Origin of the sequence: Micromonospora alfalfae, from assembly GCF_022230925.1 — a bacterium.
Lineage (GTDB): Bacteria > Actinomycetota > Actinomycetes > Mycobacteriales > Micromonosporaceae > Micromonospora > Micromonospora alfalfae.
The window spans coordinates 149,170-161,569 of the sequence record NZ_JAKKFH010000009.1 but is presented as its reverse complement, the minus strand read 5'-3'; the positions used below and the strand labels follow the sequence as shown (position 1 = coordinate 161,569).

The window sequence follows — 12,400 nt, the reverse complement described above, 5'->3', positions numbered from 1 at the left end:
CTCCACCTCGTGCCACGGGCGTCCTCTGCTGGTTGCTCTCGCCATGGTCGCACCTGAAGTGCGGTAACGGCATGAACAGCCGTGGATGGCGAGGTGACGGGGGTGCGGGGCCGATGCCGACTCGTTACGCTCGGGCCCGCTGACACGTGCCGGCTTTGTAGCTTATTTTCACCCTCGGGACTTTGCTGTAAGTTCTCTTCGTCACTGAGGGAGGTGGCCGTGGACAGCTCGGAACCCTCGCCGTCCGGGGACCCGGACGACCGTCCCGCCGTGCCGGCGCAGCGCTCCGACCAGGACGCCTACCTGCGGGTGCATGATCTTCGGGTTCGGTTCGACACCGAGGACGGCGTGGTGCGCGCGGTCGACGGGGTGTCGTTCGCCGTCGAGCGGGGCCGCACCCTCGGCATCGTCGGTGAGTCCGGCTCCGGCAAGAGCGTCACCTCGCTGGCCATCCTCGGCCTGCACGACCCCAAGCGGACCACCATCACCGGGGAGATCTCGGTGGGTGGCCGGCAGGTGGTCGGCCTTCCAGACGAGGAGGTACGCCGGCTGCGCGGCCGGGACATGGCGATGATCTTCCAGGATCCACTGTCGGCGCTGCACCCGTACTACACGGTGGGCCGGCAGATCGCCGAGGCGTACCGGGTGCATCACCCGAAGGCCAACCGGCGCGAGGCCCGCCAACGGGCGGTCGACATGCTGGACCGGGTCGGCATTCCGCAGCCGGCGCGTCGCTTCGACCAGTACCCGCACGAGTTCTCCGGCGGCATGCGCCAGCGGGCGATGATCGCGATGTCCCTGGTCAACGACCCGGCACTGCTGATCGCCGACGAGCCGACCACCGCGCTGGACGTCACCGTCCAGGCGCAGATCCTGGACCTGCTCGCCGACCTTCAGGCCGAGTTCCACTCCGCGATCATCCTGATCACCCATGACCTCGGCGTGGTCGGCCAGGTCGCCGACGACGTGCTGGTCATGTACGGCGGGCGGGCCGTCGAGCGGGGCAGCGTCGAGCAGGTGCTCCGGGCGCCGCAGCATCCGTACACCTGGGGGTTGCTCTCCAGCGTGCCGTCACTGCACGGCGACGCGGACGCGGACCTGCTGCCCATCCCCGGCAACCCGCCCAGCCTGATCAACCTGCCGCCGGGCTGCGCGTTCCACCCCCGCTGCCGGTACGCGGACCGCGCGGGCAGCCGCTCCCGCACCGAGGTGCCCGAGCTGCGAGCGGCCGGGGCCGACGGCCACCTGGTCGCCTGTCACCTGAGCGCTGAGGAGCGCGCGGCGTTCTACGCCGAGGACGTCGCATCCGTGGGGGTGGCCCGATGACCGATGAACCACTGCTGCGGGTACGCGGCCTGACCAAGCACTTCCCGGTACGCCAGGGGCTGCGCGCCACCGGTCTGGTGCGGGCGGTGGACGGGCTCGACTTCGACGTGCGCCCGGGTGAGACGCTCGGCCTGGTGGGGGAGTCGGGCTGCGGCAAGACCACCACCGGTCGGATGCTGGTGCGGCTGCTGGAGCCGACGAGCGGCAGCATCGAGTTCGACGGGCGGGACATCACGCACGCCGGCCGCCGGGAGCTGCGCCCGCTGCGCCAGGAACTTCAGATCATCTTCCAGGACCCGTACGCCTCGCTGAACCCTCGGCACACAGTGGGCCGGATCGTGGCGATGCCGCTACAGGTCAACGGGATCAAGCCGCCGGGTGGGATCAAGGCCCGGGTGCAGGAGTTGCTGGAACTGGTCGGGTTGAACCCGGAGCACTACAACCGGTACCCGCACGAGTTCTCCGGCGGTCAACGTCAGCGCATCGGCATCGCCCGCGCGCTGGCCCTTCGGCCCAAGCTGATCGTCGCCGACGAGCCGGTCTCCGCGCTGGACGTCTCGATCCAGGCGCAGGTGGTCAACCTGCTGCGCAACCTGCAACGGGAGCTGGGCCTGGCGTTCGTGTTCATCGCGCACGACCTGGCGGTGATCCGGCACTTCAGCCAGCGGGTCGCGGTCATGTACCTGGGTCGGATCGTGGAGATCGGCGACCGGGCGGACATCTACGAACGACCCCAGCACCCGTACACCCGGGCGTTGCTCTCGGCGATCCCGGACGTCACCCAGCTCGGCCCGGCGGGCCGGATCCGGCTGACCGGTGACGTGCCCACTCCGCTCGACCCGCCCTCGGGCTGCCGGTTCCGTACCCGTTGCTGGAAGGCGCAGGACATCTGCGCCACCGAGGAGCCGGCGCTGGTGCCGCGCGACGGTGGTCGGCAGGCCACGGCGTGTCACTTCCCCGAGGTGGCGGCTCCGATCTTCGAGGAGGTGCCGTCGTGAGCCTGTCCCCGGTGGAGGGTGTGGCGCTGGCCGAGATCGAGTCCGACCCGGACGCGACCATGCCCGCCGCGAAGGGCGTCGTCGGCCGCTCACCCGGTCAGCTCGCCTGGATGCGACTGCGTCGCGACCGGACGGCAGTGGTCAGCGGCGTACTCCTGGTGTTCTTCCTGTTGTTGGGGTTGGCCGCCCCGCTGATCGAGATGGCCTACGGGATCGGGCCGCGGGAGCAGTTCCAGAACCTGCTGGACGGTTTCGGCATGCCGCTGGGCTACGCCGGCGGTGTCACCGGGGACCACTGGTTCGGTCTGGAGCCGAACCTGGGTCGGGACATCTTCATCCGGTTGATCTACGGCTTGCGGACGTCACTGTTCATCGCGTTCGCGGCGGCGCTGATAACCGCGACGATCGGGGTCGTGCTGGGCGCGCTCGCCGGCTACCTCGGCGGCTGGCTCGACGCGGTGATCAACTGGATCACCGATCTGACCCTGGCCATGCCCTTCCTGATCATCGCGCTGGCGCTCACCCCGACCATCACGCTGCGCTTCTACGGTGAGCGGGGGCAGGTGTCGTCCGCCTTCGGGGTGGGCGTGCTGATCGCCGTCTTCGCCATCTTCGGCTGGACCAGCACGGCCCGGCTGGTTCGCGGGCAGGTGATCGCACTGCGCGAGCGGGAGTTCGTGGAGGCGGCCAGGGCCAGTGGGGCCGGGCTGGGGCACATGCTCTTCCGGCAGCTGCTGCCCAACATCTGGGCGCCGATCCTGGTGTCGTTCTCCCTGGCGGTGCCGCAGTTCATCACCAGCGAGGCCGCGCTGTCATTCATCGGTGTCGGTCTCAGCGACGAGACCCCGAGCTTCGGCCGGATGATCTACGACAGTCTGGACTTCCTCCAGACCGACCCGGCGTACGTGTTCTTCCCGGGCATCACGATCTTCGCGCTGGTGTTCGCCTTCAACCTCTTCGGCGACGCGTTGCGGGACGCGCTCGACCCGAAGTCGTCCCGGTAGGGGTGGACTCATGTCACGGTTTCTGATCAAGCGGCTGTTCTCCGCCACGCTGACCCTGTTCGCGGTGAGCGTGTTGACCTTCCTGATGTTCTTCGCTCTGCCGCGTGACCCGGTCAGCAGCATCTGCTCGAAGAACTGCAACCCCGAGCGGCTGGAGCGGGTCCGCGACGACCTGGGTCTGAACGACCCGCTGATCAGCCAGTACGCCGGTTACATGAAGGGAATCGTGACCGGTCGTGACCTGGGCAGCGCCCAGGGCGGCCGGTGCGACGCGCCCTGCCTGGGCTGGTCGTACGTCACCAACGAGGCGGTCTCGGACACCATCGCCCGGGTGCTGCCGGTGACGTTGAGCATCGTGATCCCGGCGGCGATCCTCTGGTTGCTGCTCGGGGTCGGCCTCGGAATGGTGTCCGCGTTGCGGCGGGGCACCTGGCTGGACCGCCTGGCGATCGGCTTCTCGCTGACCGGGGCCTCGTTGCAGCTCTACTTCGTGGGCGCGGTGCTGCTGTTGGTGTTCGTCTACAACCTGCGGCTGTTGCCGGTGCCCAGCTACACGTCCCTCTTCGACAATCCGGCGAAGTGGGCCAGTGGGCTGGTGCTCGCCTGGGTGGCGCTGGCCTTCCTCTTCTCGGCGATCTACGCCCGGTTGTCCCGGGCGCAGATGTTGGAGACGCTGTCGGAGGACTTCGTCCGGACCGCGCGGGCCAAGGGCCTGGCCAAACCCACTGTGTACGGAAGGCACGCGCTGCGTGCGGCGATCACTCCGGTGGTGACCATCGCCGGCCTGGATGTGGGCGGGGCGCTCGGCGGCACGGTGATCACCGAGACGACGTTCGGCATCCAGGGCTTGGGGCGTACGGCGGTGGACGCGGTGCGCTCGGGTGATCTGCCCACCATCATGGCCACCGTGCTGATCGCCGCGGTCTTCGTGGTGTTGGCGAACGTGCTGGTGGACCTGCTCTACGCGGCCATCGACCCGCGGGTGCGGCTGCGCTGACCTGTCGATGTCCAGCGTGTGGCTGGTGGCTGGGCTGTGGCGGAAGTTATCGACAACTGTTACACAACTCGAAGGTTTTCTTCCTTACGATCCTCGGGACGTCGGCGGTTCTCGCCCCGACGAAATCGCACGGCACATGGGTGAAGGGGGTACTTCATGAGACCACGCGTGGTGGCTGCCGCAGGCGGCGCGATCGCTCTGGTTGTGGCATTGGGTGCGTGCTCGAAGAACACGGGCGAGGGCACCACCGTGAACACCGAGCGGCAGCAGACCGGGGTCATCGCGACCGACCCCAAGGACTCGCAGGGCCCGGCCGCCGAGGTGAGTGGGGCGCAGAAGGGCGGCACCTTCACCATCATCCGGGAGTCGCCGATCTCCCACCTCGACCCGCAGCGGACGTACTCGTTCGCCGGTCTGATGGCCAACCCGCTCTTCGCCCGCTACCTGACCACCTGGAAGGACGACGGCAAGGGCGGCCTGGTCCTGGTGGGCGACCTGGCCGAGACGCCGGGCAAGAACGTCAACAACGACTGCAAGGTCTGGGAATTCACCGTCAAGGACGGGGTGAAGTTCGAGGACGGCCGACCGATCACCTCCAAGGAGATCGCGTACGGCATCGCCCGGTCCTTCGACCCGGACCTCTCCGGTGGCCCGACCTACATCCAGGAGTGGCTGGCCGACACCCCGCAGTTCGACACCAAGTGGGACTTCAAGAAGAACAAGACGTCGCTGCCGCCGGGCCTCAGCACGCCGGACGCGAAGACGCTGCGCTTCGAGTTCGCCAAGCCCCGCTGTGACCTGCCGTTCGCGGTCTCGCTGCCGACCACCGCGCCACTGCCCGCCGACAAGGACACCGGCGTCGACCTGGACAAGCAACCGTTCTCGTCCGGCCCGTACAAGATCGCCAAGAACCAGGTCGGCGTGTCGATCACCCTGGACCGCAACCCCAACTGGGACCCGAAGACCGACGCCGTCCGGCACCAGTACCCGGACCAGTTCGTGTGGACCTTCGGCCCGACCGCGGACGCCGCCAACAACCGGGTGATCGCCGACAACGGCGCCGACCAGAGCGCGCTCGCCTTCAACACCGTGCCGGCCTCGCTGGTCGCGAAGGTCGCCGGGGACGCCGCGCTCAAGTCGCGGACGATCCTCTCCCCGACCCCGAGTGCCAACCAGCTCGTCATCAACAACCAGCGGGTCACCGACCTGAAGGTCCGGCAGGCGCTCAACTACGCCGTCGACCGCGAGGGCATGATCAAGGCGCTCGGCGGCCAAACCGTCGCCGCGCCGCTGACCACGCTGATGCCGCCGGCCACCATCGGTTACAAGGCGTACGAGGCGTACCCGGCCGGCCCCAACGGCAACGTCGACAAGGCCAAGGAGCTGCTCGGCGGCAAGACGCCGGAGCTGGTCCTCGGTGTCGCCGACAACTCCACCGAGCAGCAGCAGGGCGCGCAGCTCAAGGCCAACCTGGAGCGCGCCGGCTTCAAGATCACGCTGCGGAACATCTCGGACGACGCGAAGCTCGACGAGATCAAGAAGAAGGACAACCCCTGGGACCTGTACATCGGTAACTGGGCGGCGGACTGGCCGAGCGGGGCCTCGATCCTGCCGGTGCTCTACGACGGTCGCACCATCAAGGCCGAGGGCAACAGCAACCAGTCCTACTTCAACGACCCGGCGGTCAACGCCGAGATGGACCGCATCCTCGCGCTGGCCCCGGCAGAACAGGGCCCGGAGTGGGCCAAGCTCGACGAGCGGATCATGAAGGAGCACGCGCCGGTGGTGCCGTTCTACGTCGACGTGGCCTACAACGTGCACGGTTCCAAGGCCGGCGGGATCTTCATCTCCAGCGTCTTCGGCTACCCGTCGTTCGTGAACGCGCACGTCAAGCCGTAAGGCACACCGCAAGCCAGAAGGGCCCCCTCCCGACAACGTCGTCGGGAGGGGGCCCTTCTGTTCCTGCCGATCCACTGCGACCTTCAGCACGGCGTGGAGTGAGCACCGGGCAGAACTCGCACCCACAGATCGAACGTAACCTTGTGGGTACGTAACCGAGCGGTTACATTCGTGGTCATGGACGCCGTGTTGCACGCGCTGGCAGACGAGAGCCGGCGCACGGTTCTCGATATTCTCCGCGACCGCCCGGCGAGTGCAGGAGAGCTGGCCGAGGCTCTCCCGATCGCTCGCCCGGGCGTGTCCCGGCATCTCCGCGTGCTGCGGGAAGCCGGGCTTGTCGACGTACGCCAGGACGCGCAGCGCCGGATCTACACACTCCGCCCGGAGGCGCTCGTCGAGGTCGACGAGTGGCTGGGGGAGTACCGCCGGCTCTGGGAGAACCGGCTCGACGCTCTTCATACCGAGATCGCACGAGGAAAGAGGGCGCAACGATGACCACGATCGCGACGATGCGAACGCTCGACGAGACCCGCGGAGCAGTCCGGGTCGAGAACCTCTATGACACGGACATCGGCGACCTCTGGCAGGCGTGTACGACGCCCGAGCGGCTGGCCCGCTGGATGGCCCGGGTCGATGGCGACATGCGGGTCGGCAGCACGATCCAGGCCGTCTTCACGAGCAGCTGGACCGGTCCGGCGCGCATCGAGGTGTGCGATGCGCCCCACCACCTGCTGCTGACGACGAAGCCGGGTACGGACGACGAGGGGCAGATCGAGGCGTGGCTGACCGAGGAGGGCTCCAAGACCCGGCTGGTGGTCGAGGAGCGCGGTCTGCCGATAGGGCATCTCCCGTTTCACGCCTCTGGTTGGCGGGTCCACCTTGATGATCTCGGTCGGTCGCTGGAGGTCGACGGCCCGGTCCATCCGGAGGGCTGGAGCTCCGATGTCAGAGCGCGCGGATGGGAGGAACGCTGGGAGGAGCTCACGCCGGCATACCAACAGATGGAGATTGTTCGATGACAGACCTGATCAGGCTCAGCTTGACGACTGTCAATGCGCCCGACGCAATCGCGCTCGCGCGGTTCTACGCCGAGATCACCGGCGGGGTGGCGAAGGGTGACGAGTCCTGGGCGCTTGTAGAAGGGCCGAACGGTGACATCGGGTTCCAGCAGATCGACGACTACCGGCCACCCACCTGGCCGGATGGCGAGGTGGGGATGCAGATGCACCTCGAGTTCCTCGTCGACGACCTGGAGGCGACCGGAGCGCGTGTGCTGGCGGCCGGCGCTACCCGATTCGAGCATCAGCCCAACGCGGACCACTGCTTCGTCTACGCCGACCCGGCCGGGCATCCGTTCTGCCTGTCCACGTGGGGGACCCCGAGAGTCGGCGACTGACTCAGCTCGTTCGGGCACCTGTTGGTCAGGCGCGGACCAACGTGCCGGTGCCGGAACGGGCCGAGCGTGGATTCGGGCGTGTCAGGCGATGACGAGACCGCGCGGTATGGAGAGGGCGTATCCACTATGAAATTCCGCGGGGTTGAATGATGGACTGGTATCCGCCCGTCGAGCCGTACGACTCCGGGATGCTCGACGTCGGCCACGGCAATGAGCTCTACTGGGAACTGTGCGGAAATCCCGACGGCAAACCCGCGGTGTTCCTGCACGGCGGTCCCGGCGGTGGCCTGCTCCCGGACAATCGGCGGTACTTCGACCCGTCCGGTTACCGGGTCGTGCTGTTCGACCAGCGAAACTGCGGTCGTAGCCGGCCCTTCGCGGGCGACCCGAAGACGTCACTGGAACACAACACCACCCCGCACCTGGTGGCGGACATCGAGCGGCTACGCGAGCACCTGGGGATCGAGCGTTGGCTCGTCTTCGGCGGCAGCTGGGGCAGCACCCTCGGCCTGGCCTACGCCCAGGCCCATGCCGAGCGGGTCACCGAACTCGTGCTCCGCGGCCTGTGGCTGGTTCGCAGGTCGGACGAGGCATGGTCGTTCACCCCGGCGGGTGCGGCGCACCTGTTTCCCGCCGAGTGGGCGGCCTTCTGTGCCGCGATCCCCGTGACGGAACAGGACGACCTTGTCGCCGCCTATGGCCGCCGCATTTCCGACCCCGATCCCGCGGTCCACGGCCCGGCGGCCCGCGCCTGGATGAGCTGGGAGCTCTCGGCCAACACCCTGCTGCCGATGACGCCGCCCGTCATCGACGACACCAGCCTGCTGGCGTTCGCCCGCATCACACACCACTACATCAGCAACGGCGGCTTCCTCCCGCCGGAAGGTCTCCTGGCGGGCGTCGACCGCATTCGACACATCCCGACGGTCATCGTGAACGGCCGTTACGACATCAAGACGCCGCCGAACCAGGCCTGGGACCTGCATCGGGTCTGGCCTGAGGCGAAGTTCCACATCGTGGAGGACGCCGGCCACAGCGGCTCCGAACCTGGCACCCGCAGCCTGCTCATCGAAGCCACCAACCAGTTCCTCGCGCCGATGTGATCTTGAGCCGACGTAATAGCCTGTTGAGGGCGAATCCGTACTACGCCATCCGCAAAGCCAACTGCGGATCAGTCGGCGAAACTTCTACTCGGGCGAGGTGTTGTACTGGTCGAGTGTCGCCTTGGACGTGGAGGCATCCCGGAATGTCAGCTCCCAGGGGCCTGTGTTGACGTCCATGTCCTTGCCGAACCCGACCCATTTCCCGGCCATCCGCCGGCCGGTGGGCTCCACCAGTAGCTGGATTGCGCCGTGGTACCGGGCTCCCCGGTAGTAGCCAGCGGGATCGGTCTGCTCCACCCAGGTGCCGGTGACCACGGCACCGTCCACGGTGAGATCCATTGACAGCGACGATGCCGCCGAACCGGGCAGACTGCGCACGGTCAGTCGGTCGCCGTGCTGGAGCACGACCACGAAGTGCTGCCCGGCGAATGATTCTCCCCGGCCGCTGGAGTGGTATTGGTAGCGGCTGAGCCAGACGCCCTCGTACGACGCGTGGACCGCGAGTGGCTTGGGCGTTGGCGTGGCCAGGCTGGACATGGGCGAGGTCAGGTCGTGGCCGCCGTGCTGGTCATCGACGACCTGGCCATTGGGTATCGCGGCGAAGCCGAGCAGCGGCAGGCCGGTGACGACCTCCAGGGCGCGGGCGTACACGGGCCGCGGTGCGGCGATCGCGCCGGACTCCCAGCGCTGGACGAGTCTCTTGTTGGCGTCGTTGGGCTCGCCGACGCGGCGGCCGGCGGCCTGGAGCGCGCGGGCGAAGTCGTCCTGGCGCATGCGCATCCCCGTGTGGACCACGCGCAGAGCGGTGTTCGGGGCACTCATATCAGCAACGATAGCGTTGGGTCACCCCAATGCCACCCTGAGTGCACCCGAAGGTGTCACGCCGGTGCAGTGAGTGATGAGAAGCCACGCAGATGTCCTTGCGGCGGCGACAACGGGAGCGTCCAATCAGCATGACGCCGTGTTTGCTCGACGCACTGTCCGTAGCAGTAGTTCGCCGATCCGGTCTGAGCTGTCCTGCCTTCGATTAGGGGCCTCTCGTGTCGCAGGTCGATCCACGCTTCGGTGCCCAACTTCGCGCACTGCGGACCAGCAAAGGACTGTCTCTGCGGGCGCTCGGTCAGCTCGCCCATCGGGGCAAGAGCCACCTGCACGATCTGGAGACCGGGGCGAAGGCCCCCACCCCTGACACGGCTCGGCACCTCGACGAAGTGTTGCGAGCCGACGGGGCGCTCGTCCGTCTGGTGGACCAGCCCGTCGACCACGACGCCGAGGCCGGTGAGCTGCTGGCTCGGGTACGGGCCAGCGATGTCAGCGCCGAGACGCTCGTGCGGATCGAGGCCGGAGTAGACGACCTGGCGAGCGCGTACGCGCTCTCGCGGCCGTTCGAGCTACTTCCGAGGGTGCGTCGGCAGTTGGCATATGTGGAACGGCTGCTCGATGGGCGTGGCACTTTGGCGCAGCGCCGGCGGCTCGTCATTGCCGGTGGCTGGCTGACGGTGCTGCGGGCGACGGTGCACATCGATCTGCTGCAACAGCCTGCCGCAGGCGCTCATCTGCGTACGGCCATGGCTCTTGCCGAGCATGCGGAGCATCCGGAGATCCAGGCGTGGTGTCTGGAGACGCGGGCGTGGGACTGGCTCACCCGGGGTGACTGCCGGCGGGCGATGAACCTTTCGCGGCAGGCGCAGCGGGTCGCGCCTCAGGGTAGTTCCGCGTACATCCAGGCGACCGCCCAGGAAGCGCGGGTGTGGGCGCGCTTCGGTGATGTGCGGGGGACGCGTGATGCGCTGGATCGTCTGGAACTGTTGACAGCGAACTTGCCGGTGCCCGAGCGGGCCGAGCACCACTACCGGTACGACCCGACGAAGGCGTTGGCGTACACGGCGACCACGCTGTCGTGGGTGGGCGACCCGGCCGCCGAGCAGATGGCCCGGACTGCCTTGGCGGAATTGGACCCGCGCGGCGATGGTGGGGAGCGGCCACGGCGCTCCGCTTCCGCCCGTCTGGATCTCGCGATGGCACTGGTGGCCGGCGATCAGCCGGATGAGGCGAGTGTCGTCGCCGCCGATGCGGTCCGCTCGGGGCGAGTGGTGTCCTCGAACTGGTGGCGGGCGCGGGAAGTGCTCCGAAAGATCGAGGGCACCGGGACGGCGGAAGCGGCCGCGTTCCGTGAGGTCTACGAGGCGTACCGGCCCGTGGCCCGATAGCGGACGGCACGCGCGACCAGCGGACACCCGCTAGCTTTCTGTCACTCACCGTTCACCAGATGCTGAGTGAGGGCGGGATCAGTACGAACAGGTCGCCAAGGCGAGACCACCTGCCCCTGTCAGCGGAGGTGGGAATGAGCGGCAAGGACGACGCCGGCACGCCGTACACGGGCGAGCAGATCGACGCTGCCGAACGGGACGAAGCCAAACGCCGGTTGCTCGCGCAGGCCGAGGCCGAACGGATACCGGTGCAGGAGACGACTCGGGCGGTGCCGGATCGGCGGTGGCGGGGTGAGCCGTGATCCGGTGCCGATCGGCCGACGGGTCGCGTACCTGCGGGTGCGGCGGAGGTTGTCGCAGCAGTCGTTCGCGGATCGGTTGGGGAAGTCAAAGAGCTGGGTGGACAAGGTCGAGCGTGGGGTCCGTTCCCTGGAGCGGGTGTCGACCATCCGGGAGATCGCAGCGGTGCTGCGGGTCGATCCCGCAGCCCTGCTTGGCCGTGATGTCCAGCCCGCCGGGGTTGTCGAGCGTCGCGAGGGCGTCGCGCGGATTCGGGCGGCGCTGTCGGCGTACCCAATGGCTTTTGGTCGTCTGGCGGACCGTGACGTGATGTCGCCCGATCGGTTGGCTCGGGAGGTGCGTCATGCATGGATGACCTTCCAGCACGCCCGGTACCCGCGTCTGGTCGAGCTGCTGCCCACTGTGGTGACCGAGGTGCGTCGCGCCCACGCGCAGGACCCGGAGGCCGGACGGGCGGCGGTGGTCGAGGCGTATCGGGTGACGGCGGCGCTCCTGGTCAAGCTGGACGAGGGGAGCCTCGCCTGGTTGGCGGCTGATCGGGCGATGTCCGCCGCCGCTGGTGACCGGGTCTTGTTGGCCTGCGCGGCGGTGCAGCTTGGCCAGGTGTTGCGGGCATCGGCTCGTGCAGGGCCGGTGATGCTCGCCGCCGCTTCCCAGATCGCTTCGGGCACGCCGGAGGAGATGTCGCTACGGGGATCGCTGCTCGTGCAGGCCGCGCTGATCGCGGCCAGGGCCGGTGATGATCGGGTGTTCGGTGAGCTGTTGGGCGAGGCCGCCGAGTTGGCCGCTCAGGTGGGCGACGGTCAGGACCATTACCGGACGGCGTTCGGGCCGACTGCCGTCGAACTGGCATGGGTCGCTGCCGCCGTGGAACTGGGCGACGGGCCCCAGGCGGTCGCCCGGCACGAGAAGGCGATCGGGCGGGACGGGTGGCGGTGGCTGCCGGTCGAGCACCGCGCCGCGCACCTGATCGATGCGGCGCGCGCATACCTCCACACGGATGACCTCGCCAACGCGGCGCGGGTCCTGTTGCGGGCCGAGCGCATGGCGCCCGCTGAGGTCCGCGACCGGCCAGCCGTGCGGGACGTGGTCGCCCAGGTCGCCCGCGACCCGGGTGCCCCACCGACGATCACGCAGCTCGCCATCGGCCTCGGGGTGCTGTGAGTC

Annotated in this window: 13 protein-coding genes; 12 read left to right on the top strand and 1 reads right to left on the bottom strand. The window is 68.5% G+C overall.

The annotated features are described in order from the left end of the window. Positions 1-270: 270 nt before the first annotated feature. From MED01_RS10200 to pip, 9 genes are all read left to right on the top strand, one after another. Complete coding sequence (locus tag MED01_RS10200) at positions 271-1,326, top strand: ABC transporter ATP-binding protein (RefSeq protein WP_238668352.1); 1,056 nt, start codon at positions 271-273, stop codon at positions 1,324-1,326. Continuing rightward, positions 1,323-2,324 carry an ABC transporter ATP-binding protein gene (locus tag MED01_RS10195; protein ID WP_238668265.1) on the top strand — a complete coding sequence of 334 codons (1,002 nt, stop codon included), beginning with the start codon at positions 1,323-1,325 and terminating at the stop codon, positions 2,322-2,324. The genes MED01_RS10200 and MED01_RS10195 overlap by 4 nt, the downstream gene beginning before the upstream one ends. Next, positions 2,321-3,328 carry an ABC transporter permease gene (locus tag MED01_RS10190; RefSeq protein ID WP_238668264.1) on the top strand — a complete coding sequence of 336 codons (1,008 nt, stop codon included), beginning with the start codon at positions 2,321-2,323 and terminating at the stop codon, positions 3,326-3,328. Before MED01_RS10195 ends, MED01_RS10190 begins: the two co-directional genes overlap by 4 nt. A gap of 10 nt (positions 3,329-3,338) precedes the next feature. Next, on the top strand, positions 3,339-4,325 hold the full coding sequence (locus MED01_RS10185; protein WP_238668263.1) for an ABC transporter permease: 987 nt from the start codon (positions 3,339-3,341) through the stop codon (positions 4,323-4,325). A 156-nt stretch (positions 4,326-4,481) separates the two neighbouring features. Further along, on the top strand, positions 4,482-6,224 hold the full coding sequence (locus MED01_RS10180) for an ABC transporter substrate-binding protein (RefSeq protein ID WP_238668262.1): 1,743 nt from the start codon (positions 4,482-4,484) through the stop codon (positions 6,222-6,224). A gap of 177 nt (positions 6,225-6,401) precedes the next feature. After that, positions 6,402-6,719 (top strand): ArsR/SmtB family transcription factor, encoded by a 318-nt coding sequence (locus MED01_RS10175; RefSeq protein ID WP_238668261.1) that lies wholly within the window; start codon positions 6,402-6,404, stop codon positions 6,717-6,719. Next, positions 6,716-7,243, top strand: a complete 528-nt coding sequence (locus tag MED01_RS10170) for an SRPBCC domain-containing protein (protein ID WP_238668260.1) — start codon at positions 6,716-6,718, stop codon at positions 7,241-7,243. The genes MED01_RS10175 and MED01_RS10170 overlap by 4 nt, the downstream gene beginning before the upstream one ends. Beyond that, entirely contained in the window at positions 7,240-7,620 is a 381-nt protein-coding gene (locus MED01_RS10165) for a VOC family protein (RefSeq protein WP_238668259.1), read from the top strand. The genes MED01_RS10170 and MED01_RS10165 overlap by 4 nt, the downstream gene beginning before the upstream one ends. A gap of 149 nt (positions 7,621-7,769) precedes the next feature. Further along, complete coding sequence (pip, locus tag MED01_RS10160) at positions 7,770-8,723, top strand: prolyl aminopeptidase (RefSeq protein WP_238668258.1); 954 nt, start codon at positions 7,770-7,772, stop codon at positions 8,721-8,723. An 84-nt stretch (positions 8,724-8,807) separates the two neighbouring features. Here the strand turns inward: pip and MED01_RS10155 are convergent, their stop codons facing one another. Continuing rightward, positions 8,808-9,545 (bottom strand): XRE family transcriptional regulator, encoded by a 738-nt coding sequence (locus MED01_RS10155; RefSeq protein WP_238668257.1) that lies wholly within the window; start codon positions 9,543-9,545, stop codon positions 8,808-8,810. 218 nt (positions 9,546-9,763) lie between these two features. On the opposite strand from MED01_RS10155, the gene MED01_RS10150 reads away from it, so the two are divergent. The 3 genes from MED01_RS10150 to MED01_RS10140 all read left to right on the top strand — a co-directional run bounded on the left by MED01_RS10150 (position 9,764) and on the right by MED01_RS10140 (position 12,397). Beyond that, positions 9,764-10,933: a helix-turn-helix domain-containing protein gene (locus MED01_RS10150; protein ID WP_238668256.1), complete on the top strand. Its 1,170-nt coding sequence runs from the start codon at positions 9,764-9,766 to the stop codon at positions 10,931-10,933. Between the two features lie 134 nt (positions 10,934-11,067). Further along, entirely contained in the window at positions 11,068-11,235 is a 168-nt protein-coding gene (locus MED01_RS10145; RefSeq protein ID WP_238668255.1) for a hypothetical protein, read from the top strand. Further along, positions 11,225-12,397, top strand: coding sequence for a helix-turn-helix domain-containing protein (locus tag MED01_RS10140; RefSeq protein ID WP_238668254.1), 1,173 nt, complete (start codon positions 11,225-11,227; stop codon positions 12,395-12,397). The genes MED01_RS10145 and MED01_RS10140 overlap by 11 nt, the downstream gene beginning before the upstream one ends. Positions 12,398-12,400: the final 3 nt, after the last annotated feature.